Source organism: Amycolatopsis sp. NPDC023774, from assembly GCF_040639695.1.
Taxonomy (GTDB): domain Bacteria; phylum Actinomycetota; class Actinomycetes; order Mycobacteriales; family Pseudonocardiaceae; genus Amycolatopsis.
The window spans coordinates 360,080-382,693 of sequence record NZ_JBFAAJ010000001.1; the positions used below are offsets into that span (position 1 = coordinate 360,080).

Consider the following 22,614-nt stretch of genomic DNA (forward strand, 5'->3'; position numbering starts at 1 on the left):
GGATCCGAGGCCGCGCACATCGCGTCGAGCACCTCGGGGTCGTCGGCACGCGGACCTGCGACGCGAGGAACTCGCGTCCTCCGGAGTCGCCAGGGTCTCCGACTCCGGCAGGGGCGCACGCTCACGCCGTCAGCCGCCCCGCGACATCGGCGATCAGCGCTAGCCGGTCGCGCTGAGGCTGGATGAGGGATTCGAGCTGCACGCTCGCCCCGTCCTGGATGTCGGCGTGGAGCGGATCGGGGGTGCCGTCCTCGACCCGACCGATGTGCCACTCCTCGATGTTGTCGATACCCAGCTCGAGGCTCAGCTGTGTGCGAAGCTCGGCCAGCTCACCGCAGCTGTAGGTCAGCTCGGCGCCGACGGTGGCCAGTTTGCGGGCGTGGAGATGCTCCCAGTCCTCCACGATGGGTCTCGCGTGGTCGTGGGCGTCGAGCAGCCGCTTGACCGCGACCTGCCAGCCGTGCGGCGGGTCGTCGAGATCCGACCAGGCCTGGCCGATCCGGGCGAAGGCCTCGGCGACCTCGGGCCAGGCGGACGCGGCGGCGCGCAGCACCGGCGTGGCCTCACGCCGATAGACCGCCTTCGCCCACAAGGTGCGGGCGACGTCGTACTCGTCGCAGACCAGCCGTTGCCGTTCGGTGTCGGTGCTGTCGTGCTCGGGTACGACCGGCTCCGGCTCGTCGCCGGTGAACTCGGTGAAGTGGAACTTCACCCGGTCGACGGGCTGGCCGCCGACGGTCATCTGCGTGGCCTTCACGAACTTGTCGTGGTGGGGGATCGGGGCATCGTCGCCCGCTTCCGCCAGCACGATCTCCTTCGGCTGCCGCGCTTCCCACGCGGCCTTCTCCGCTCGCACGGTTTCGAGGGCCAGCTCGGCGTCGCGGGCCTGCCGGGCAGCCAGTTCCTCGCGGCTCGGCGGCGCCAGTTCGGCCATCAGCGCGATGATCTCGGCCGGCTGCCCGCAGTGCCGCGTTCCGTCCTCGTGCAGGTAAGAGCCGTCGACATCCGGCTCGCAGGCGCTGCGGCGGCCGTGGAGCAACGTGCTCTTCAGCGCGGGAGCGTGCTGCTGCCAAGCGGCGTGGCACCGCGTCGCCTCGTCGGGGTCGGTGAAGCAGCAATACGCGACGTCCCACCCCGCTTCTCCACGCTCGACCGCCTCGTTGCGGACGCGTACGGAGGAGAACGGGCCGTAGGGCATCAGAGCCGCGATGTCGTCGCGGGAATGTCGCGAAGACCGGGAAGTGCGGCGCCGCGGCCACAGTCGCATTTTCGGAACCCCTCTTTCCGTGGTGCAGTTGTGCTCCAGACCACACCGGAGAGGTTCCTTTATCAAGATCAAGGGGCCGTGTCGCCACCAAACGACCGAAATCTCCGATCGGAGCAGCCCGGATGAGGCCGGGCGCCGACGCTTGCCGCAAGCGTCTGCGCAGCGCGCCGGCGGCCGGCTTCGGCGGCGGACGAAAAGCGCCCGCTCCGCGGTGGGCCGCGTGCTAGCTTCGCGCAGGTGATCACACTCGAACTCGCCGGCGTTTTCGTCGGCCGCCCCGCCGTGCTCGGACACCGGCGGGAACGCCCGGTGCTCAGCGCGATCGTCAAGGACCGCGTGGCCGTGCCCGAGCTGGAGCTAACACCGCTTAACCTCGACGGCGACGAGCAGGCCGACCTGAGCGTGCACGGCGGGGTCGACAAAGCCGTTTACGTCTACCCCGCGCAGCACTACCCGGCGTGGGCGGTCGACGGGTTCGAGGTCGGGCTCGGGGCGTTCGGGGAGAACCTCGCCGTGAGCGGCGCGGACGAGACGCGCGTGCGGATCGGCGACGTCTGGGAGTGGGGCGACGCGCGGCTGCAGGTGTCGCAGCCGCGGGAGCCGTGTTTCAAGCTGGCCATGCGGACGGGGCGCAAGGACGTCGTGCCGGCGCTCATCGACTCGGGGCGCTGTGGCTGGTACATGCGGGTGCTGCGGCCGGGCCGCGTGCCGACCTCCGGTGGCGTGCGCGTGGTCGAGTCCGATCCCGCGGCCCCGACCGTGGCCGAGGTGCACCTGATCGCCTTCACCAATTTCGCGCAGCTCGAGCCGCGCATCGCGGAAGCGGGAGTCGAACGCGCGGAGAAGATCCTGGCGACGCCTGCGCTTGCGCCGTCGTACTCCGGCGGCATCCGCACGTCGGTCGAGCGCTGGCGCTTGCGCAACGCGGGCTGAAAAGAGGCCCCTTCCCTGAGAAACCCAGGGAAGGGGCACTTCTTCGAAACGAACTACTTCCAGTCCACCTGCGGGGAGCGGTAGAAGTCGATCCCCTGCGCCACCCAGCGCGGCGCCTGCTTCGCCAGCCGCACGCGGTAGGTGTCCCAGTCGCGCCCGGACTGCTGCGACCAGCCGATCTCGGCGAGGCCCGGCAGGCGGGGAAACGCCATGTACTCGATGTTGTCGTTCGTGCGGATGGTCTCGGTCCACAGCGGAGCCTCGACGCCGGCCACGGAGCTCTCGCCGACGCCCGGCACGAACGTCGCGGGATCCCAGTCGTAGGAGTCCTTGACCTCGACGAGGCCGGCCCAGTCCTGGCCCAGCGGCGTGTCCTCGGTGTACTTCATGTCGAGGTACGCGTGGTTCGACGGCGCCATCAGCACCTTGCCACCGCGCGCGGCGAACGCGGCGAGGTCGGGGCTCGCGCCGCCCTGGTCCCAGTACTCCGGCATCGCCGTGGCGGGCAGGTCGGACTTCGCGATCTCGTGCCAGCCCGTGACGACCTTGCCGTACTTCGCGACGAGCGGGTTCACCCTGGCGTAGAAGGCTTTGTAGTCCGGGTCGGACGTCGAGTGCGCCTCGTCGCCGCCGATGCCGAGGTACTTGCCGGGTGTGATGGCCGCCAGTTCTCGGATCACGTCCTCCACGAACTTGTACGTCGTCGGCGAGTCGATGCACAGCGAGCTGTAGCCGACCTCCGTGTCGGTGCGCGGCGGGACCGCGACGCCGTCGCAGTTCAGCTCCGCGTACACCGACTGGGCCGCGTTCGTGTGACCCGGCATGTCGATCTCCGGCACGATGGTGATGTGCCGCGACGCCGCGTAGGCGACGATGTCCTTGTACTGCGCTTGCGTGTAGTAGCCGCCGGGGTCGCCGTACGCTGCGCCCTTGCCGCCCTCGGTCGCCAGGCGCGGCCAGCTCTTGATCTCGATGCGCCAGCCCTGGTCGTCGGCCAGGTGCAGGTGCAGCGTGTTGATCTTGTACTGCGCCAGCTGGTCGATGTAGGTCTTCACCTGCGTGGGGTCGAAGAAGTGGCGCGCGACGTCGAGCATCGCACCGCGCGTACCGAAGCGCGGGTAGTCGAGCACGGTGCCGCCCGCGATCGTCCACTTGCGGAACTGCACGCTCTTCGCCTCGATCGCCGACGGCAGCAGCTGCCGCAACGACTGCACGCCCTCGAACAGGCCGTCGGCGGTGTTGGCCTCCAGCGTCACGCCCGACTTCGCCACGGACAGCTGATAACCCTCGGCACCGACACGGCTGTCGGCGTGCCCCAGGTCGAGCGAAATGGCGGGCAGGCCGGCGTTGACCGGCACGACCGGCAGCGGGTAGCCGGTGGCGGGGTGCAGCAGGCCGCGCAGGTAGTCGGCCACCTGGTTCGTGCCCCTGCCCGCGCGGATGACGGTCAGCGGCGACAGGGTGAAGTTTGCCTTCGGGTCGGCCTTGGCCTGTACGGGCAGCGGGACGATGTCGGCGACGCTGCGTTCGGGCGCGGCGGCCGCGGCCGTCGCCGACGCCGGCAGGCCGAGCGCCGCGAGGCTCAGCACGGTCGCCCCCAGCACGGCTCTGGACAAGCTCTTCCTCACGGACTACCTCCGGTCGGGGAGAAGACAGACCCTAAGAGGTATAGACCACTAGGCAGGTAGTGGACAACAGCCGAAAGGATCGCCCGCACCCGACTGGCTGCCCCGTCACGCCCATCGCGAACGGTTCGGTGCGGCCGGCCACGCGACGTCGTCGATCGCCAGCCACGGCGCCACCGCCACGGCCGCGGGCGTCAGTCCCGAAAACGCCCTCACCTCGTGGTGCAGGTGCGACTGGTCCGCGAACCCGCTCTCCACGGCGACGTCAGCAGGCGCCCGCCCCGACGCCAGCAGATGAGCCGCGTGGTCGAACCGCACCAGGCGCGCAGCGCGTTTCGGCGTGATCCCGAGCTGTGCCCGGAACCGCGACCACAGCCGTTTACGGCTCCAGCCGACCTCGTCCGCCAGCCCCTCGACGCGCGCGAGTCCCCGGGCCGCCAACGTCTGCCGCCAGCTCTGGGCCACCTCCGGATCGACGCGGCGGGACCCCAGCCGCCGCCTCAGCAGCTCGGCCGCGAGTGCGAACCGGTCGTCCCACGACGCCGCCGTGCGCAGCCGATCCTCCCAGCGCGCGGCGTCGCGGCCCACGACGTCCTCGAGCGAGACCGCCCCGCTCAGTGTGTCCCCGAGCACCGCCGTGGCCACGGCCGGTGCCAGCCGGATCTGCAAGCACTCGCCGATCCGGCCCGCGGCCCTCAGTTCGCCCGGGCACAGCCCGACGACGACGCTGCCGCGCCCACGTCGTCCGGATGCCTCGTAGCCGAGGCCGTCGCTCAGATCCACCAGCACCGTGACGGCCGGGTGCGCCACCATCGTGATGTCGACAGGCGCGGGTACCGCCTGCCGGAACCCGGCCATGCGGATGCCCGGCAGCCGTCGCGGCGGGACCGCGATGTCCACGCCCGTCCAGTCGAAGGCCTGCACGTGACCACGCTAGGCGTCGCGGGTCACAGGCGGGTTGCCGCGAAGGCCAGCAGCAGCTCGCCGGTCTTCGCGGGCTCCTCGACGAGCGGCACGTGCCCGACGCCCGGCAGGTACTCGACGCGCGCCACGGTGTCGTAGTCGTGCGCCGACGACGGGTCCCACCGCGGGTCCGCCCCGCCGAAGACGACCAGCGCCGGCACGTCGAGCGCCGCCAGCCGCTCGGGCATGCCACGCTCGGCGAGGTACGCACCGTTGTGGTGCAGTACCTGCCGGAACGCCCGATAGCTGGTCCCGCGAAGCTCGGTGACCAGGTCGTCCGGGATGGCCACCCGACGGGCCATCGTCGCCCCGATTCCGCGGCGGATCACCGCGTCCGATCGCCTCCGCCACAGCAGCGGGCCGAACGGCGGAGCCAGCAGCAGCCGCAGGATCAACGGCTGCGGCAGGAGCGCGTCGAGGCGCGGGCCGGTGCTGACCAACGCGAGCGAGCCCACCAGGTCCGGCCGCTGTTCCGCCAGCGAAACGGCGACGTAGCCGCCGCTCGAATGGCCGGCCACGACGACGTGGGCGAGGCCCAGCTCGTCGAGCACCGCCGCCACCCGGCTCGCCTGTCGCGGCACGGCGAACGACGGCGGCGGCGTCGACCGCCCGCAGCCGGGCAGGTCGACGCGGATGACGCGGTGGCACTCGGCCAAGGCCGGCATCATCTCGCTCCAGGAGCCGCTCGTGGCTCCCGAGCCGTGGATGAGCAGCACCGGCGGCGCGTCGGCCGGGCCGTCGTGGACCACGTGCAGGAAGTCGTTCATACCGGCGACGATGCGCCCACGCACCGTCGCGGGTCTTGGAGAAATGTCAGCGCCGCAGCACGGCCCGCAGCGCGTCGAGCACCGCCGGGTCCTCGATCGTCGACGGCACCGGCTCCTCGCGCCCGTTGGCGATCCCCCGCATGGTCTTGCGCAGGATCTTCCCCGAACGCGTCTTCGGCAGCGCCTCGACCACGGCCACGTCACGGAACGCCGCCACCGGCCCGACGTCGCGGCGCACCACGGCCACGAGCTCGTCGCGCAACCGGCCCTCGTCGACGTCCACGCCCGCCTTCAACACCACGAACCCGCGTGGCACCTGGCCCTTGAGCTCGTCGGCGACACCGATCACCGCGCACTCCGCCACGGCCGGGTGCGACGCGAGCGCGGCCTCCATCGACCCCGTCGACAGACGGTGGCCGGCCACGTTGATCACGTCGTCGGTGCGGCCCATCACGAACAGGTAGCCATCTTCGTCGAGGTAACCGGAGTCGCCCGTGAGGTAGTAGCCGGGGAAACGCGACAGGTAGGCCTCGCGGTAGCGCTCGTCGTCGCCCCACAGCGTGGGCAGCGAGCCGGGCGGCAGCGGCAGCTTGATCACGATCGCACCCTCGCGGCCCGCCGGCAGCTCGTCGCCGCCCTGATCGAGCACGCGCACATCCCAGCCCGGCACGGGCTTCGTCGCCGATCCGGGCTTCACGGGCATCGGCTCGAGGCCGCGCGGGTTGGCGGCGATCGGCCAGCCCGTTTCCGTCTGCCACCAGTGGTCGATCACCGGCGTGCCGAGGATGTCGCTCGCCCAGTGGTAGGTCTCGGGGTCGAGGCGCTCACCGGCCATGAACAGCGTGCGGAACTTGGCCAGGTCGTACTTCTTGAGCTCCGCCGCGCCCGGGTCGGTCTTTTTCACCGCGCGCAGCGCCGTCGGCGCGGTGAACAGCGCCCCCACGCCGTGCTCGGCGATCACACGCCAGAACGCGCCGGCGTCGGGCGTGCCGACGGGTTTGCCCTCGTAGAGGACGGTCGTCGCGCCGATCAGCAGCGGCGCGTAGACGATGTAGGAGTGCCCGACGACCCACCCGACGTCGGACGCCGTCCACCACGTGTCGCCTGCGTGGATGTCGTAGAGCGCGCCCATCGACCAGGCCAGGGCGACGGCGTGGCCGCCCGCGTCGCGCACCACCCCCTTCGGCTTCCCGGTGGTGCCGGACGTGTAGAGGATGTAGAGCGGGTCCGTGGCCTTCACCGGCACCGGGGCGGCCGGCTGCGCGGTCTCGACGAGGTCCACCCAGTCGAGGTCCGTGCCCGACAGCTCCGCGGGTGCCTGCTCGCGCTGGAACACCACGACGTGGTCGGGCCGGTGCTCGGTCAGCTCCAGCGCCGCGTCGATGATCGGCTTGTACTCGACCACGCGCGTCGGCTCGATCCCGCACGACGCGGCGAGCACGAGCTTGGGCTTCGCGTCCTCGATGCGCGCGGCGAGCTCCTTCGGCGCGAAGCCGCCGAACACCACCGAGTGCACCGCCCCGATCCGCGCGCACGCGAGCATCGCGACGACGGCCTCGGGGATCATCGGCAGGTACAGGATCACGCGGTCGCCCTGCGTCACGCCGAGCGCCTTGAGCGCGCCCGCGAACACCGCCACCTCGTCGCGCAGCTCGGCGTAGGTGTAGCGCCGCTTCTGCCCCGTGACCGGCGAGTCCCAGATCAACGCGGGCTGCCCGCCGCGGCCGCCGTCGGCGTGGCGGTCGAGCGCGTTGTACGCCGTGTTCAGCTCCCCGTCGGGGAACCAGCGGTAGAAGGGTTCGCGTGAGGCGTCCAGGGCCTTCGTCGGTGGCTTCGTCCAGTCGATCGCCCTCGCCGCGTCCAGCCAGAACCCCTCGGGATCGTCCAGGCTGCGCCGGTAGGTCTCGGAATAAGCGCCCACGGTGTCTCCCTCGACAGCGTCACTCGATCCGGTCGACCGGACCCGTCACTCATGATGGCCCTGGCAAGGGTGTCGCGCAGGTTTCGCGACGGTCACGACCCGCCGACCCGGCAACCCCGCGAAGGCGGTGTGCGTCCTAAGCTGGACCACGGAGTTCGGCCGCGTGGCGGTACCACGTGACCACGGAGAGTGAGGGGAACCAGGCGGTGAGCGGATTCGCGAGCGCGCTGCTCTCGTTCGCCCACACCCTGTTCGGCCCGGGGTTCTGCCCGGGTGACTGGGTCTGGGCGACGACCACAGCCGGTGCGCTCGTCGCGCTGTTCCCCGCGCTGGGGGCGCTGGTGGTGGCCATCGTCCGCAAGGGCACGGGCAACCGCTACGACGCGACGACACTCACCGTGTTCGGGTTGATCGGCGTCGTCACCGTGCTGGTGCTGCCGTGGCTGCTGTCCAACGGCATCTCCGAGACGTTCCGCGCAGTCAACGAGGGCAGGAACAGCGGGCTGTCGCACGCCGAAGCCGCTTCGCTGAGCACCGACTACTGCTTCGCCGGGGTGCAGAAGACGTACCTGGGCGGGGGCAGCAACGTCTTCGAGTCGCTGTTCTACAACCAGGGCCTGAAGCTGTCGTTCGGGATCTACCTGCTCGCGTTCACGGTGCTGCCGGCGGGCTCGCTGCTGTTCGTGATGCTGCAGGCGCGCACGGCGTTCCGGCGCGGGCCGAAGTGGCCGTCGCGATTCTTCTGGATCCCGTTCGTGGTGATGGCGGTCGCGAGCGTCGGAATGACGGCCAACGTGGCTGTGCACTTCTGGCTCGGGTTCTTGCCGTTCAGCGTGCTGGGCCTGATCCCCGTCGGCCTGGTCGGGCCGCCGCCGTGGTCGGTGATCAACCGGCCGGAGCCGCGCCGGGAGCCGGAACCTCGCCGCGAGCCGGAACGTCCGCCGGTTTCGCAGGCCGCGCCGCGTCCGCAGCTGCCGCCGCCCCCGCCGCCTCCGGCGAACAAGCCTTACCCGGCCACGGCGCTGGCGTCCGCCCCCGAGCCCGGGTTGCTGGCCGCCGCCCCCGGTCCGGTCCCGCCGCCGCCCGGTTCGCGCGGCGCGGGCGGGAGTCGTTATCGACGCGTCCGGCGGCTCGGCCACGGTGGGTTCGGCACGGTCTGGGAGGCCGTCGACACGCAGCTCAACCGCACCGTCGCGCTGAAGATCGCGCACGCGCCCGACCGCGACACCGAGGAGCGCATGCAGCGCGAGGCCCGGGCGCTGGCCGCGGTGAACCACCCGAACTGCGTGAAGGTGTACGACCTGGTCGAGGAGCCGGACGGCCTGGCGCTGGTCATGGAGTACCTGGAGGGCCGCCCGCTCGCCGAGGTCGTCGACGGCCAGGGCCCCCTCGACGACGTCGCCGCCGGCCGCCTCTGGTCCACGATGGCGGGCGCCCTCGTCGCGGCGCACGAGAAGGGCGTGCTACACCGCGACATCAAGCCGTCCAACATCGTCCTCGACCCGGCCGGCCTGGCGCACCTCATCGACTTCGGCATCGCCCGCAGCCAGGGCGACTCCAAGATGACGGCCACCGGCATGATGATCGGCACGCCCGACTTCGTCGCCCCGGAACAGGCAATGGGCGCCCAGGCCAGCCCGGCCTCCGACGCGTGGCAGCTCGCGGCGACCATCAGCTACGCGTTGACCGGCCAGCCTCCGCGCGGGACCCGGGAGACGCCCATGGCGGCTTTGATGGCCGCCGCGCGCGCCGAGCCCGTGTCGCGGCTGCCGGTGCGGTCGGCGCATGCGCGGATCCTGGGGGCTTCGCTGGACCCGGAGCCCCGTCGTCGACCGACGTTGAACGCGGTGCGCCGAGAGGTCGAGGGCTGGCTGTCGCGCGCCGGGAAGTCTCCGGACGGCCCGGTCACCCAGATCGTCCCGCGGCGGCTGCACCGCTGAAATCCGGTGGTGGCGTGCGCGATGATCGGAGCATGACGACTCTTCGAAAGGGCCGTGGCGCGTAGACCGCCCGCCGCCGTCCGGGCGGCGCTTCCGGTGAGGCCGCGCCAGGGCCGCCCGTTCTCGGTCATCGCCGGGTTGCCAGCACTGGGTGCTGGCCGATATCCACCGCGTCGAGGCGACCTTCCGGGGGCCTGGCCGCGTCGCCACAGCAGCCCGTGATCTGCGCGAATACGCTCGCGTGGCCCACCGCACAGGCGCTTCCCTGACACTCGGCTGCCCCTGCTGCGAACCTGACACCCGCTGGACACTCGCGGAAGCTGTGCGCGCACTGCCACCGCGAAGCCGCAAGGCTCTGCAGGCTGTCGTCGAGACGTCCAACGAGGAGATCCGCCGCAAGACCCTGCCCGACCCGACCGCGCCGGCGGAATGGCCGTGGTGGCGGCGTCGAATCAGCTACTGACCCGGCTTCACCGCCGAGAACTCCAGCCGCTCCTTCGGCCGGTGCTTCACCTCCACCTCCCCGAACCCCGCCGCCGACAGCCGCGACGGCAACGTCGAGGCGTCGACCACGTTCATCGTGTCGCCGAGGTGCAGCAGGCGGAAGCGGAAGCTCAGCTGGCTGTCCGTCCCGCAGTACACGCCGCCGGGGCGCAGCACGCGGAACGCCTCCGCGAAGATCGAATCCTGCAGGTCAGCAGTGGGCACGTGGTGCAGCATCGTGAAGCACACGACGGCCGAGAAGCGCCCCGCGTCGAAGGGCATGTCCGCGCCGCTGCCTTCGACGACCGTGGCCCGCGAGCCGAACGCGGAGCGCAACAACCCGGCCGAAGCCGGGTCTATCTCCAACAAGGTCAGCCGAGGCACCGCGTCGAGGAGGACGCGCGTGGTGGCGCCGAAGCCGGGGCCGATTTCGAGGACGTCGTCGCCCAGGTCGAACTGCGCGAGCCACGGCGGGAGCATCTGGGCGACCATCGACGCCCACTTGTCGGACGAACACAACCGGCGGTGGATCAGGTTCATGGGCATGCCTCAAACGGTAGAAACCACCAGGCGTGACCGATAGGCGATAGGCTGCCAAGTCATGTCGTGGGACGGTCATGCCGGGGCGATGCTTCTCGGTGAGCTGCGGTTGCCTGCAGGGGCGTGGTACCCGTGGCACCAGCACCCGGTGCACCAGCTCGTCTGGGCGGCCGAGGGCGTGGTCGCGGTCGGCATCGGCGAGGCCTACTGGGTGCTGCCGCCGACGCGGGCGCTGTGGGTGCCCGCCGGCGTGCCGCACCGGACGGGCGCCGTGGCCAAAGCCGAGCTGCGCGGCGTCTATGCCGACCCGCAGCGTTGCCCCGTCACGTGGGCGCAGCCGCGGATCGTCGCGGTGGGACCGCTGCTGCGGGAGCTCCTGGAGTACCTCACGGGTCATCCCGGGCAGGAGGCCCGTGAACGCGCCGAGGCCGTGGTGTTCGACGTGCTGGAGCCGGTGGACGTCGCGCCGATCGTGGTGCCGTCGCCGGAGGATCCGCGGGCGCGGGACGTCGAGGCGATGGTGCTCGCCGATCCCGCCGACCGCCGCGGGCTGGCCGAGCTGGGTCGCGCCGTCGGGGCGAGCGAGCGGACGCTGGCGCGCGCGTTCGTGCGCGACTGCCGCATGACGTTCGGGACCTGGCGCACACAGGCGCGACTGCGCGCGTCGCTGCCGTTGCTCGCCGAAGGGCTGCCGATGACGACGGTCGCGCACCGCGTGGGGTACGCGACGGCGAGCGCGTTCGTCGCCGCGTTCCGGCGGGCCGTCGGCGTGCCGCCGGGGGCCTACTTCACCGCCGCAACCGCTACCGCCAAGAGGGCAGCCACATCTCCGCGTTCCACTGCGCGGTCGTGATGGGCACGCCGTTGAGGATCGGCCACAGCCACGCGAAGTTCGCCACCACGAGTCCTGTGTAGAGCGCCACGACGAGCAGGCCGGTACCCCTGCGCTCGAACCCGCGCCGGGCTCCGCCGAGGATCTGGCCCAGCGCCAGCACGAGGCCGAGCACCAGGAACGGCGCCATCGGCGTGGCGTAGAAGAAGTACATCTGCCGGTCGATGTTCGTGAACCACGGCAGCAGTCCGGCGAAGTAGGCCGTGAGCACGGCGGCGTAGCGCCAGTCGGCGCGGAAGATCCAGCGCCACAGGCCCCAGCCGAGCATCGGCAGCGCGAGCCACCACATCGCGGGCGTGCCGATCAGCATCGTCGCGCCGACGCAGCGCGACTCGCCGCAGCCGGTGACGGCGCCGTCGTAGTAGTAGAGCATCGGGCGCAGGCCCATCGGCCACGTCCACGGCTTCGACTCCCACGGGTGCGGGTTGTCCTTGGGGGTCAGCAGCGTTTCGTGGAAGTGCAGGACGTTCAGCGTGTAGTCGCCGAGCGAGCGCAGCGCGGGCGGCACCCAGGCGAACAGGCCGGGGTCGATGTCCTTGATCTCGGTGTAGTGGCGGTCGGTGGCCGTCTCGCTGGCGAACCATGCCCAGAACGCCGCCAAGTACATCAGCAGCGGGATCGCGACGATCGCCCACAACGCCGGCGCGACGTCCCGGCGGATCGTCCCCACCCACGGCCGCTCGACACCCGCCGCGCGCCGCGCCGCGACGTCGAAGAACACCGTGAGCAGGCCGAACGCCGCGATGTAGTACAGCGCCGACCACTTCACGCCGAACGTCAGCCCGATCATCAGGCCCGCCGCGAAGCGCCACCAGCGGAAGCCGAGCTTCGGCCCCCAGACGGATTCGTTGACCCACCCCTCGCGCACCGCGACGGCCAGCCGCTGTCGCACCTGGTCGCGGTCGCACAGCACACACGCGAACGCCGCCAGCACGAACAACGCGATGAAGATGTCCAGCATCCCCATGCGCGACTGCAGGTGCAGCACGCCGTCGCTGATCACGAGCACGCCCGCGATGCCGCCGAGCAGCGTCGAGCGCGTGAGCCGCCGCGCGACGCGGATGGTGAGCAGGATGATCAGCGTGCCCGCGAGCGCCGGCATGATGCGCCAGCCCCAGCCGTTGTAGCCGAACAGCCACTCGCCGATCGCGATGAAGTCCTTCGCGAGCGGCGGGTGCACGATGAGCTCGTAGCCGGCGTTGTCCTCGTACCCGCCGTTGCGCAGCATTTGCGCCGCCTGGGGCACGTAGTGCTTCTCGTCGAACACCGGCGTGCCGTGGTCGGTGGGCACCCCGAGGTTCTGCAGGCGCACGACGCCGCCGATCACCGTGAGGATCAGCGTGACGAGCCAGCCGCGCAGGCGGTCGGTCGGCATGCCGCGGCCCAGCAGGGTGGCCTCGCGGTCGGTCGGTGGACGCAGCGAGTCGACCGGGTCCGGCCGCACGCTCTCGTCGTCGGGACGGGTCAGCAGCGCGGTCACGGGGCCTGATACTACGACCCCGGGTGTGATGGTCGTGTCGTTAGGCTGGCGGGCATGGGACGTCTCGTGCTCGCCGCCACCCCCCTGGGCGACCCGGGCGACGCTTCGGCGCGCCTGGTCTCCGCCCTGGCCTCGGCGGACGTCATCGCCGCCGAGGACACCCGCCGCCTGCGCTCACTGGCTTCTTCGTTGGGCGTCACCCCTTCCGGGCGCGTGGTGTCCTTCTACGAGGACGTGGAGACTTCGCGCCTGCCCGGGTTGCTGGAGGCGCTGCGCTCCGGCGAGACGGTGCTGCTGGTGACGGACGCCGGCATGCCCTCGGTGTCGGATCCGGGCTTTCGCCTGGTTGCGGCCTGCGTCGCGGAAGACCTGCCGGTGACCTGTTTGCCGGGCCCGTCCGCGGTGACTACGGCGCTGGCTTTGTCCGGTTTGCCGTGCGACCGGTTCTGCTTCGAGGGTTTCGCGCCGCGCAAGCCGGGGGAGCGTTCGCGGTGGTTCGCCTCGCTGGCGGCGGAGCCGCGGACCGTGGTGTTCTTCGAGTCGCCGCACCGGGTGGGGTCTCTGCTGGCGGACGCTGCCGCGGCTTTGGGTTCTTCCCGGCGGGCTGCTGTTTGTCGTGAGCTGACGAAGACGTACGAAGAGGTCAAACGGGGCACTCTGGGTGAGCTGGCCTCGTGGGCTGCGGATGGGGTGCGGGGGGAGATCACGGTGGTGCTCGAGGGGGCTGTGGCTGCTGCCGTGTCGGTTTCGGACTTGGTTGCGGAGGTGTCCGCCCGGGTCGCTGCTGGGGAGAGGTTGAAGGCGGTGGCTTCCGAGGTGGCGGAGGGGGCTGGGGTGTCTAAAAAGGACCTTTATGATGCTGTGGTCGCTTCCCGGAAGTGATCGACCGGTCCGGTGACCGACGTCGACGCGGTGGCACGCGACTTGCGTGATCGGTATGGGAAGGCCGGCGTCAGCGGCCTGTCGGATGCCGAGCTCGAAGAGGTCAGGCGCGATCAGGACGTCGCGGAGCTGCCGCGGGAGTGGCGGAGGTTCCTGTCGCTCATGGGGCGCCGAGTCGGCGGGTTGTTGTTTGTGGACACCGAACTGTTTTATCCGCAGATCCTCGGTCTCAAGACCGAAGCCCTCGACGAGTTCCCGTCGCTTCGCGGCCGGATCGCGCATGCCGATGGCCTCGTCGTGGTCGGCCTGTATCAGGAGCGCGAGTTCTACGTCATGGGCGGTCCGCATGGGGCCGGCGCGGAAGTCGTTCGTTATGTCAAAGGCGAAGATGTGCCGTCCTATGGGTGGCCGTCGTTCACGGAGTTGCTGCAGTACGAGCTTTCCCTCCCGCCCCGCGTCGAAGCCGAGCCCGGGCGACGGCCGTCCGCCTTCGTTCGGTGGCGGCGGAAAGGGCGGCTCGGGTGAGGAAGGCGCAGGCGTGGAGCTGGAACTGAACCGAGGCTGAAAATGCCGGCTGAGGAAGGGATTCTCACCTGCAGCGAGTCGTTCGCGACGCTGGTCGATCTGTCGGAATTGACCGATCGGTCGGAACGGAGACGAGGACGTACGCAGCTAGATCTACCCGCGGTGTGTATCAGGTAAGTAGGGATTGTGTGGCAGCGTGGGCCTTCGCCGCGTCGGGTTCGTCGCCGGTGATCAAGTCTGTGTAGATGAAGGATTCGGCCAGGCGGACGAGGATGTAGGCGAGGTCCGGGGTCGGTAACGGGGTGGTCAGGCGGCCGGCGGAGATCTCCGCAGAAAGCAAGTCCGTCAGCTGAGCGATGGTGCGCGACTGGACCACGCTCGCCTTCGTGGTCAGCAGCCGCAGCGCGCGTTCTGGTTCTCGCTGCAGAAAGGTGCGGAAAGCCGCGGACGAGTTGACCGTCGAGACAAAAGACCCGATGGCGTCTGCGATGCCAAGAGCGCCACGGCCGGTGAAGGTGACGTTGTCGAACACCCGAGACGTCTCGGCCCACAGGACCTCCGCCAGGAGGTGGTCGCGCCTGCCGAGCCAGCGGTGGAGGGTGGCGCGGGAGACGCCCAGCTCGGCGGCGAGCTCGCGCATGTCCACGCGGCGGCCCGCGGCGAACCACGAGCACGCCAAGGTGAAGGCGGAGGCGGCGTCCGGGCGGGGTTGCAGGGAGGTGAGTGGGGTGTCGATGGGTGAGACGTTAGCACGGAGTGTCGCACTCATGAGACATCTGGCAGAATGTCTCACCACCCGACGACGAAAAAGACGAAAGAAGAAGCCATGCGTGCTGTGCAGGTGACCGAGTTCGGTGGGCCCGAGGTGCTCAACCTCGTCGAGCTGCCGGAGCCCACGCCCGGCAGCGGGCAGGTGCTGATCGACGTGGATCGCGTCGGGGTGAACTACGCGGATACACATCAGGCGGAGAACTCGTATCTGGCGCCGAGTAAGTTGCCGCTCGTCCCCGGCGGCGAGGTGGTCGGGCGGACGCAGGACGGGAGGCGGGTCGTCGCGCTGCTCAACGGTGGGGGTGGGTACGCGGAGAAGGCCGTGGCCGAGGAGGCGATGGCGTTCGAGGTGCCCGAGGGCGTCGATGATCTCAACGCGTTGTCCATGCTGGTCCAGGGTGCGACCGCGTGGATCCTGCTGCGCAAGAACGCGCACCTCGATCCCGGTGAGTCCGTGGTCGTCCACGCGGCGGCCGGCGGGGTCGGGTCGATCGCCGTGCAGCTGGCGAAGGTGTGGGGCGCGGGCCGCGTCATCGCGACGGCCAGCAGCGACGAGAAGCGCGAGCTGGCCTTGCAGCTCGGCGCCGACGTCGCGGTCGACTCGAAAGCCGAGAACATGACCGAGACGCTCACGCAGGCCAACAACGGCAAGCGCGTCGACGTCGTCCTCGACATGGTCGGCGGCACGACCACCGACCAGAGCATCGCGGCGCTGGCCCCGTTCGGCCGCCTCGCGTTCTACGGCATGGCCGGCCGCCAGCAGCCCAAGCCCGTGGAGCTGCGCAACCTGCTCGGCCACAGCACCACGGTCACCGGCATGTGGCTGCCGCACGTCTTCCGCCTGCCCGGCAATGTCTTCGGCACCGCCCTGACCGAACTCTTCACCCTCATCCAGGACGGCAAGCTCCGCGCCATCGCCGGCGGCGAGTACGCCCTCGCCGACGCCCGCGCGGCCCACGAAGCCCTCCGCTCCCGCGGCACGGTCGGCAAGCTGCTGCTCGACCCCCGCAAGTAGCGGCACGGCGCCCGGTTGACCGACCGGGGCGGCGGAGCCGCGGCCGTCAACGTGCGCCGCGGCGCGGTCCGGTCGGACGAGCGAGGGGTGAGGAAGAGTCCTGTCGGCGGCTGTGAAGTCGAAGCGGCTCCGGCGGCGGCCGCCGCCAGCCCGACAGGCGCCCCCCGCAAGCAACTAAACCGCAGGTGGCGTGGCCAGGAGTGCTTCCAGAGGCGCAGCCTTGTGGAGGCACTCCTGCCACTCCGCCGCGCTGTCCGAGTCCGCCGTGATGCCACCGCCGACGCCCAGGGAAATCCGGGAACCAGAGATCTCGAAGGTGCGGATGGCGACGTTCAGCTCCAGCCCGGCCACCGGGGAAGCCATCCCGACGGCGCCCGTGTAAACGCCGCGCGCGGCCGGTTCCAGCGACGCGATCTCAGCCAGGGCGCGGATCTTCGGGGCGCCGGTCACCGAACCCGGCGGGAAAGTCGCGTCGAGCAACGCGGAATCCGAGACACCGCCGGCCAGCACGCCGTCCACAGTGGACGCCAGATGCCAAACCCCCGGCGCAGGCTCCACGGTGAGCAGCGAAGGCACCACCACGCTCCCGACCGCACACACCCGGCCGAGGTCGTTGCGCACCAGGTCGGTGATCATCACGTTCTCGGCGACGTCCTTCACCGACTGCCGCAGCAGCACGGCGTTGCCGTCGTCAACGGGACCGCGCCGCGGCAACGTCCCCTTGATCGGCATCGAGCGCACTCGCCGGCCGTGCCGCGAGAGGAACAGCTCCGGCGACAGCGAGACCACCGAGCCCCAAGCGCCGGAAACAAACGCAGCGCGTCGAGGGGACAGGCGAGAAACTCCCTCCGAGAACAATGCGGCGGGAGACCCCGAAAACGTCCCCGTGAACCGCGTGCAGACGTTCGCCTGGAACAGTTCCCCCGCCTCGATCGAGGCGACGCACGACTTCACCGCCTGCTCGTGCGAAGCAGCAGAAGGCCGCTCAAGAGCTGAAGCAGTCCACGACAAAGAACCAGAAGAACGCAGCACGCGCTCCACAGTGGTCAACGACGGACCGGGATCATCCGCCAGCGACTCGAACCAGCACGTTCCGGCAAGATCCCACCGCAGCACGTGATCCGCCCACCCCCAAGCCGAAGCGGGCAACCCCGTGGAACGCCCCGACGGGTCCGCCGAGTCGTACGACAGGTACCCGAACCACCCGCCCCCGACGCACCCCGGCGGCGCGACAACCGGCGACGAATCAGGAAACGGCCCTGGCGAAACCCCGACGAACGGCGCCACCACAGCCGACGACCCGAACCATGACCCGCACAAGGCCGCCGGCTGCGGCAACCCCACGGCAGCGGCGTGAGCCGACAACAGAGCAACCGCCCGCGAAGGCGGCACATCCGTCGTCAACCGCTGCCGGGAGAACCGCATCCGGACATTCTGCCCCACCGAAAAGCGTCAAAAACAAGACGTGATCAGAGCAGCACGTCCGACATTGTGAAGGGATAGACCACGGCATCCTGTGCCACCGGCCCCGCCACGCCCGGCAGGCCCGAGAACGCGTGCTGGTGCAACCCCAGCCGCGCGTGGAACCAGCCGGGCCGACCGGGAATGCCGTTGTGCCGCACGAGCCACAGCACCACGTCGGGATCGGCCCAGCGGTCGGGGTGCAGGCGGTGCGCCCAGCAGTCGTGCCCGGCGTACACGAGCACGCGCCGGATCCGCGCGGCGTGGCGCACGTGCTTGATCCACGCCTTCACGAACCGGTCGTCCACGCTCTGCGCATCGACCTCCAGCGCAGGCGCGAGCGACCCGGGCGCGAACGCCCCCAGCTTGCTGGCCGTCCGCACGAAGTGCTCGGCCTGGTCGTGCGCGGCGCCCGGCCGCGCATAGTGCCGCGCTCCCGTGTGGATCCTCGCGTGCTGGGCCGACGCGAGCATGCGCTCGGCGCCGGGGTCACTCCAGTTCACGTTCTCGCTGATGGTCACCGACGCGAAGCGGATGTCGGCGGCACGCACCGCCGCCCAGTCGAGCACCTGCTCACGATGGGTGAGGGTGAGCCCACGCTCGCTCTCCGGTTCGATCACTCTGCGCCCCTGCCAGCCCCACGACGGGTGAGAGGCCACCCTACGTCCCCAACCCAGGCACAGCGCGGCCAAGACGCGGCGTGTCCCGGCCTTTGATCAGGCGTTTTCCCGCTGGAACGTGCGCGTGCCCCACCAGATCGCGAGCACGGCCATCACGAGCACCACCACGCTGCCGGTGAACAGCGCGTCCATGGAGAAGTCGCCGCGGAAGCTGTTGCGCTCCACGTCCACCACGTGCCGGAACGGGTTGATCTGCGAAATCGTGTACAGCCACTGCGGCGCCAGTCCGGCCGTGATCGGAATGAGGATCCCGGACAGCAGGAGCAGCGGCATGAGCACCGCGTTGAGCAGCGCGGGGAACGACTCCTCGCTCTTCAGCGTGAGCGCCAACGCGTACGAGCAGGAAGCCAGCGTGAGCGCCAGCAGGAACACGATCAGCAGGCTCAGCAGCACCCCGCCGACCGGCGCGTCGAGGTCGAACACCAGGTACGCCAGCACGATGATCAGCACCGACTGCACCACTGCCTGCAACGCGTTGGCCAGCACCTTCCCGAGTAGCAGCGCGGCGCGGCTCACCGGCGTGACGCGCAGCCGCTCGACCACGCCGGAGCGGTAGTCGGCCAGCAGCGAGAACCCCACGAACGAGCTGCCGAACAGCGCCAGCTGCGCGATGAGCGCGGGCGTGAGCACCATCCAGCCGTCGACGTCGGACATCCCCTGCGCGTTGAGCGTCTTCACCAGCAGCGGCCCGAAGAAGAACAGGTACAGCAGCGGCTGCATGATCCCGATGAGCAGCCACGCGGGATTGCGCCGCGCCGCGGTCATGTCGCGGCGGAAGATCAGCCACGTGTCAAGCAACACCGGACACCTCCGGGGAACTCGGCTGCTCGGCGTCACGCAGGGTGCGGCCGGTCAGCGTGAGGAACACGTCGTCCAGCGTCGGGCGCGTGACCTGCATGGACTCCATCACGATGCCCTTCGCGTCGAGTGCGCGCAGCAGCTCCGGCATGGCGGTGTCGCCGCGCGGCACGCGGAAGCGGATCAACCCGCCGGCCACGTCGAACTCGTGCGCGCCCCTGAGCTGCCGGGCGACATCCGCCGCGTCCGCGGCCGCCGACGGGTCGACGCCGATCACCACGCCGTCGCCGGACACCCGGGACTTCAGTGAATCGGGCGTGCCCTCCGCGACGATCCGGCCGTCGTCGATCACGATCAGCCGGTCGGCCAGGGCGTCGGCCTCGTCGAGGTAGTGCGTGGTGAGGAAGATCGTCACGCCGTGCTCCGCGCGCAGGCGGCGGATGTGGTCCCACAGGTTCGCGCGACTCTGCGGGTCGAGCCCGGTGGAGGGCTCGTCGAGGAACACGAGCCCGGGGTCGTGGACGAGACCGAGCACGATGTCGAGCCGGCGCCGCTGACCCCCGGACAGCGTCTTCGTGAGCCGCTGGTCCAGCCCCGCCAGGTCGAGCTGCTCGCTCAGCACCGCGCCACGCGCGATCGCGTCGGCCTTGGACATGCCGTACAGCCGGCCCTGCAGCTCGATCTCCTCGGCGACGCGCACCTCCGGTGACGCGCCCCCGCCCTGCGCGACGTACCCGATGTTGCGCCGGACCCCCAGCGGATCGGCGAGCAGGTCGTGCCCGCCGACGGTCGCCGTCCCGGCCGACGGCTTCAGCAGTGTGGTGAGCATGCGCAGGGTCGTCGTCTTGCCCGCCCCGTTCGGGCCCAGGAACCCCACCAGCTCGCCGGCCGCCACGTCGAGGTCGACCCCCTTGACGGCGTGGACTTCCTTGCCGGCCCCACCCCGGCCCCCGCCCCGGCCCTTGCGGCGGAACCGCCGCTCGAGACCGCGTGCCGTGATCATGAAGACCCCTCTCCTCCCAGAGATCAACTAGTCAAAATTGACTAATCGACGAGCACACTGTGCCGGAGCCCGCTGCGCTAGGCAAATTTGATTACTCCGGGGGTTTGCGGAACAACGGTTCGGCGTCGTCGGCCATCACGTACTCGCCCTTCTCCAGGCGCTCGATCAGATTCTCCAGCCAGATGTGGCTCGCGCCCGAGATGCCGGCCCACAACCGGAACAGCTCCACGACGTGCGGCGGCTGGCCCCAATCGGCCTGATCGTCGAGCATCAGCCGCGCCCGCCGCTCCTCTCCTTCGAGGTGCACGAGCCGTTGCCGCAGCAGGCTGATCGCGTGCTGCCGGGGCAGTGCGGGCATGAGCCCGATGCCCGCCGACATCTCCGGATGACCCACCTCGGGGTCGGACAACGCGCGGGTCAGTAGCAGCTGGAACTCCTGCTCGCCGTCGTCGGTCAGCCGGTAGGCGACGCGGTCGGGTCCCGAGTCGCCCGGCTCGACGTCCACCTTCTCCAGCAGGTTCTCGGCCGTCATCTTCTTCAGCGCGTGGTAGATCGAACCCGGTTGGACGTTCGCCCACTTCTCGGCCGACCACGTGAGCAGCTCCCGGCGCACCTGGTAGCCGTGCGCCCGGCCGAACATGCGCACGACTCCGAGCACGAGCAGACGCGTCGCCGACACCGCGTTCTCCCTTCGCGTACCGCCCAACAATGCCTTGGACGGTTTCCGTAGGCTAAACAGGTATGAGCACCTCTGTGTTGACAGCGGTGGCCTGGCCCTACGCCAACGGCCCCCGCCACATCGGCCACGTATCCGGATTCGGCGTCCCGTCCGACGTCTTCTCCCGCTACCAGCGAATGGCCGGCAACCGGGTGCTCATGGTGTCCGGGACCGACGAACACGGCACACCGATCACCGTCCAGGCCGACAACGAGGGCCTCACCCCGCAGCAGACGGCCGACAAGTACACCCGCCAGATCGACGAGGACCTGCGCGGTCTCGGCCTGTCCTACGACCTGTTCACCCGCACCTCCACCGGCAACCACGCCGAGGTCACGCAGCAGATCTTCCTCGCGCTCAACCGCAACGGGTACGTGGTGCCGAAGACCACGCGCGGCGCGATCAGCCCGTCGACCGGGCGCACGCTGCCCGACCGCTACGTGGAGGGCACCTGCCCGATCTGCGGCTACGAGTTCGCGCGCGGCGACCAGTGCGACAACTGCGGCAACCAGCTCGACGCCGCCGAGCTCATCAACCCGCACTCGCGCATCAACGGCGAGACGCCGAAGTTCGTCGAGACCGAGCACTACTTCCTCGACCTGCCGGCGTTCACCAAGACGCTCGGCGACTGGTTGTCGACGAAGAACGACTGGCGCCCGAACGTCCTCAACTTCACCAAGAACCTCATCGACGACATGCGGCCGCGGCCGATCACGCGCGACCTCGACTGGGGCGTGAAGATCCCGCTCGACGGCTGGCGCGACCAGTCGATGAAGCGCTTCTACGTGTGGTTCGACGCCGTGATCGGGTACTTCTCCGCCAGCGTCGAGTGGGCCCGGCGCAGCGGCAACCCCGACGCGTGGCAGGAGTGGTGGAACAACGCCGACGCGCGCTCCTACTACTTCATGGGCAAGGACAACATCACCTTCCACGCCCAGATCTGGCCGGCTCTGCTGCTCGGCCACAACGGCGAGGGTGACCACGGCGGCCAGCCGGGCAAGTACGGCAAGCTGCACCTGCCCGACGAGATCGTGTCCAGCGAGTTCCTCACCATGAGCGGCTCGAAGTTCTCCACCTCGCGCGGCACGGTCATCTACGTGCACGACTTCCTGCGCGAGTTCGGCCCAGACGCGCTGCGCTACTTCATCTCCGTGGCGGGCCCGGAGACGCAGGACACCGACTTCACGTGGGACGAGTTCGTCCGCCGCACCAACTTCGAGCTGGCCAACGAGTGGGGCAACCTCGTGAACCGCTCGATCTCGATGGCCCACAAGAACGTCGGCGCCATTCCGCGTCCGGACGCCCCCACTGCGGCCGACGAGGAGCTGAAGACACTGTCGCGCAAGGCGTTCGACGTCGCCGGTGCCCACCTGGCCCGCTCGCGCTTCAAGGCGGCGGCATCGGAGGCCATGCGCGTGGTCACGGCCGCCAACCGGTACCTGTCGGACCAGGAGCCGTGGAAGCTCAAGGACGACCCCGCTCGCCGCGACAGCGTGCTGCACACCGCGCTGCAGGTGGTCAGCGACGCGAACACACTGCTCACGCCGTTCCTGCCGCACTCGGCGCAGAAGGTGCACGAGGCGCTGGGCGGCACGGGCGTGTGGGCCGCGCAGCCGGAGCTGCAGGAGGTCGAGGACCTCGACATCCCGGGCCGGATCAACCCGATCCTCACCGGCGACTACACAGGTGAGCAGGCCAAGTGGGAGTCGCAGCCGATCGAGGTCGGCCGCCCCCTGCAGAAGCCGACGCCCCTGTTCACCAAGCTCGATCCGGGCCTCGGCGAGACCGGCCCCGACTGGGCCCCGATCGTCAAGTAACCCCCATGCGGCATCGGGTGCGTTGAGCGCACCCAATGTGGCGTGGGGGGGGGGGTTCGGCGCCAGCCCCCCCGGGGTGCGCGGTGTGAGCGCCCCCCCCGGCTCGGCCCCGCCCGGCGCCCCCCCGGAGTGG

21 protein-coding genes are annotated in these 22,614 nt (G+C 70.4%); 8 read left to right on the plus strand and 13 right to left on the minus strand.

Annotated features, from left to right (window positions below):
• Positions 1 to 121: 121 nt before the first annotated feature.
• Positions 122 to 1,267 carry a hypothetical protein gene (locus AB0F91_RS01845; RefSeq protein WP_360593877.1) on the minus strand — a complete coding sequence of 382 codons (1,146 nt, stop codon included), beginning with the start codon at positions 1,265 to 1,267 and terminating at the stop codon, positions 122 to 124.
• Positions 1,268 to 1,504: 237 nt separating this feature from the next.
• Here AB0F91_RS01845 and AB0F91_RS01850 point away from each other — a divergent pair, with 237 nt between their 5' ends.
• Positions 1,505 to 2,200 (plus strand): MOSC domain-containing protein, encoded by a 696-nt coding sequence (locus tag AB0F91_RS01850; protein WP_360593879.1) that lies wholly within the window; start codon positions 1,505 to 1,507, stop codon positions 2,198 to 2,200.
• A 53-nt stretch (positions 2,201 to 2,253) separates the two neighbouring features.
• Here AB0F91_RS01850 and AB0F91_RS01855 read toward each other — a convergent pair whose 3' ends face one another.
• The 4 genes from AB0F91_RS01855 to AB0F91_RS01870 all read right to left on the minus strand — a co-directional run bounded on the left by AB0F91_RS01855 (position 2,254) and on the right by AB0F91_RS01870 (position 7,476).
• Positions 2,254 to 3,828 carry a beta-N-acetylhexosaminidase gene (locus tag AB0F91_RS01855; protein WP_360593880.1) on the minus strand — a complete coding sequence of 525 codons (1,575 nt, stop codon included), beginning with the start codon at positions 3,826 to 3,828 and terminating at the stop codon, positions 2,254 to 2,256.
• Positions 3,829 to 3,933: 105 nt separating this feature from the next.
• The gene (locus AB0F91_RS01860; protein ID WP_360593882.1) at positions 3,934 to 4,749 is read right to left on the minus strand and encodes a helix-turn-helix domain-containing protein; all 816 of its coding nucleotides are present in this window, start codon (positions 4,747 to 4,749) and stop codon (positions 3,934 to 3,936) included.
• Positions 4,750 to 4,772: 23 nt separating this feature from the next.
• Positions 4,773 to 5,555: an alpha/beta hydrolase gene (locus AB0F91_RS01865; RefSeq protein WP_360593884.1), complete on the minus strand. Its 783-nt coding sequence runs from the start codon at positions 5,553 to 5,555 to the stop codon at positions 4,773 to 4,775.
• 46 nt (positions 5,556 to 5,601) lie between these two features.
• A complete protein-coding gene (locus AB0F91_RS01870) occupies positions 5,602 to 7,476 on the minus strand; it encodes a propionyl-CoA synthetase (protein WP_360593885.1) in 1,875 nt (624 codons plus the stop codon).
• Between the two features lie 206 nt (positions 7,477 to 7,682).
• On the opposite strand from AB0F91_RS01870, the gene AB0F91_RS01875 reads away from it, so the two are divergent.
• Both AB0F91_RS01875 and AB0F91_RS01880 read left to right on the plus strand, forming a co-directional pair.
• Positions 7,683 to 9,416: a serine/threonine-protein kinase gene (locus tag AB0F91_RS01875; protein WP_360593887.1), complete on the plus strand. Its 1,734-nt coding sequence runs from the start codon at positions 7,683 to 7,685 to the stop codon at positions 9,414 to 9,416.
• 322 nt (positions 9,417 to 9,738) lie between these two features.
• Positions 9,739 to 9,879 carry a hypothetical protein gene (locus tag AB0F91_RS01880; RefSeq protein ID WP_360593889.1) on the plus strand — a complete coding sequence of 47 codons (141 nt, stop codon included), beginning with the start codon at positions 9,739 to 9,741 and terminating at the stop codon, positions 9,877 to 9,879.
• Here the strand turns inward: AB0F91_RS01880 and AB0F91_RS01885 are convergent.
• Positions 9,873 to 10,445, minus strand: a complete 573-nt coding sequence (locus AB0F91_RS01885; protein WP_360593890.1) for a class I SAM-dependent methyltransferase — start codon at positions 10,443 to 10,445, stop codon at positions 9,873 to 9,875. The genes AB0F91_RS01880 and AB0F91_RS01885 overlap by 7 nt on opposite strands.
• Positions 10,446 to 10,500: 55 nt before the next feature.
• Here AB0F91_RS01885 and AB0F91_RS01890 point away from each other — a divergent pair, with 55 nt between their 5' ends.
• The gene (locus AB0F91_RS01890) at positions 10,501 to 11,292 is read left to right on the plus strand and encodes a helix-turn-helix transcriptional regulator (RefSeq protein WP_360593893.1); all 792 of its coding nucleotides are present in this window, start codon (positions 10,501 to 10,503) and stop codon (positions 11,290 to 11,292) included.
• On the opposite strand, the gene AB0F91_RS01895 is transcribed toward AB0F91_RS01890, so the two are convergent.
• Entirely contained in the window at positions 11,243 to 12,811 is a 1,569-nt protein-coding gene (locus AB0F91_RS01895; RefSeq protein ID WP_360593895.1) for a phospholipid carrier-dependent glycosyltransferase, read from the minus strand. The genes AB0F91_RS01890 and AB0F91_RS01895 overlap by 50 nt on opposite strands.
• 54 nt (positions 12,812 to 12,865) lie before the next feature.
• On the opposite strand from AB0F91_RS01895, the gene rsmI reads away from it, so the two are divergent.
• Positions 12,866 to 13,693 (plus strand): 16S rRNA (cytidine(1402)-2'-O)-methyltransferase, encoded by an 828-nt coding sequence (rsmI, locus tag AB0F91_RS01900; RefSeq protein ID WP_360593896.1) that lies wholly within the window; start codon positions 12,866 to 12,868, stop codon positions 13,691 to 13,693.
• Between the two features lie 12 nt (positions 13,694 to 13,705).
• Positions 13,706 to 14,218 (plus strand): hypothetical protein, encoded by a 513-nt coding sequence (locus AB0F91_RS01905; RefSeq protein WP_360593898.1) that lies wholly within the window; start codon positions 13,706 to 13,708, stop codon positions 14,216 to 14,218.
• A 169-nt stretch (positions 14,219 to 14,387) separates the two neighbouring features.
• Here the strand turns inward: AB0F91_RS01905 and AB0F91_RS01910 are convergent, their stop codons facing one another.
• The gene (locus AB0F91_RS01910) at positions 14,388 to 14,987 is read right to left on the minus strand and encodes a QsdR family transcriptional regulator (RefSeq protein WP_360593900.1); all 600 of its coding nucleotides are present in this window, start codon (positions 14,985 to 14,987) and stop codon (positions 14,388 to 14,390) included.
• 57 nt (positions 14,988 to 15,044) lie between these two features.
• Between AB0F91_RS01910 and AB0F91_RS01915 the strand changes: the two genes are divergently transcribed.
• Positions 15,045 to 16,004 (plus strand): zinc-binding dehydrogenase, encoded by a 960-nt coding sequence (locus AB0F91_RS01915; RefSeq protein WP_360593902.1) that lies wholly within the window; start codon positions 15,045 to 15,047, stop codon positions 16,002 to 16,004.
• A gap of 174 nt (positions 16,005 to 16,178) precedes the next feature.
• Here AB0F91_RS01915 and AB0F91_RS01920 read toward each other — a convergent pair whose 3' ends face one another.
• From AB0F91_RS01920 to AB0F91_RS01940, 5 genes are all read right to left on the minus strand, one after another.
• Positions 16,179 to 17,429, minus strand: coding sequence for an aminodeoxychorismate synthase component I (locus AB0F91_RS01920; RefSeq protein ID WP_360593904.1), 1,251 nt, complete (start codon positions 17,427 to 17,429; stop codon positions 16,179 to 16,181).
• A 44-nt stretch (positions 17,430 to 17,473) separates the two neighbouring features.
• A complete protein-coding gene (locus tag AB0F91_RS01925) occupies positions 17,474 to 18,085 on the minus strand; it encodes a GH25 family lysozyme (RefSeq protein ID WP_360593906.1) in 612 nt (203 codons plus the stop codon).
• 96 nt (positions 18,086 to 18,181) lie between these two features.
• The gene (locus tag AB0F91_RS01930) at positions 18,182 to 18,946 is read right to left on the minus strand and encodes an ABC transporter permease (RefSeq protein WP_360593907.1); all 765 of its coding nucleotides are present in this window, start codon (positions 18,944 to 18,946) and stop codon (positions 18,182 to 18,184) included.
• A complete protein-coding gene (locus AB0F91_RS01935) occupies positions 18,936 to 19,946 on the minus strand; it encodes an ATP-binding cassette domain-containing protein (RefSeq protein ID WP_360593908.1) in 1,011 nt (336 codons plus the stop codon). The genes AB0F91_RS01930 and AB0F91_RS01935 overlap by 11 nt, the downstream gene beginning before the upstream one ends.
• A 91-nt stretch (positions 19,947 to 20,037) precedes the next feature.
• A complete protein-coding gene (locus AB0F91_RS01940; protein ID WP_360593910.1) occupies positions 20,038 to 20,625 on the minus strand; it encodes a helix-turn-helix transcriptional regulator in 588 nt (195 codons plus the stop codon).
• 62 nt (positions 20,626 to 20,687) lie between these two features.
• On the opposite strand from AB0F91_RS01940, the gene metG reads away from it, so the two are divergent.
• Entirely contained in the window at positions 20,688 to 22,481 is a 1,794-nt protein-coding gene (gene metG, locus AB0F91_RS01945) for a methionine--tRNA ligase (RefSeq protein WP_360593911.1), read from the plus strand.
• Positions 22,482 to 22,614 lie beyond the last annotated feature (133 nt).

Bases quoted from the DNA above. Each gene is read 5' to 3' on its own strand.
- AB0F91_RS01845 (WP_360593877.1), bottom strand. From the start codon at position 1,267: ATGCGACTGTGGCCGCGGCGCCGCACTTCCCGGTCTTCGCGACATTCC.
- AB0F91_RS01865 (WP_360593884.1), bottom strand. From the start codon at position 5,555: ATGAACGACTTCCTGCACGTGGTCCACGACGGCCCGGCCGACGCGCCG.
- AB0F91_RS01885 (WP_360593890.1), bottom strand. From the start codon at position 10,445: ATGCCCATGAACCTGATCCACCGCCGGTTGTGTTCGTCCGACAAGTGG.
- AB0F91_RS01890 (WP_360593893.1), top strand. From the start codon at position 10,501: ATGTCGTGGGACGGTCATGCCGGGGCGATGCTTCTCGGTGAGCTGCGG.
- rsmI (WP_360593896.1), top strand. From the start codon at position 12,866: ATGGGACGTCTCGTGCTCGCCGCCACCCCCCTGGGCGACCCGGGCGAC.
- AB0F91_RS01910 (WP_360593900.1), bottom strand. From the start codon at position 14,987: ATGAGTGCGACACTCCGTGCTAACGTCTCACCCATCGACACCCCACTC.
- AB0F91_RS01915 (WP_360593902.1), top strand. From the start codon at position 15,045: ATGCGTGCTGTGCAGGTGACCGAGTTCGGTGGGCCCGAGGTGCTCAAC.
- AB0F91_RS01920 (WP_360593904.1), bottom strand. From the start codon at position 17,429: ATGCGGTTCTCCCGGCAGCGGTTGACGACGGATGTGCCGCCTTCGCGG.
- AB0F91_RS01935 (WP_360593908.1), bottom strand. From the start codon at position 19,946: ATGATCACGGCACGCGGTCTCGAGCGGCGGTTCCGCCGCAAGGGCCGG.
- metG (WP_360593911.1), top strand. From the start codon at position 20,688: ATGAGCACCTCTGTGTTGACAGCGGTGGCCTGGCCCTACGCCAACGGC.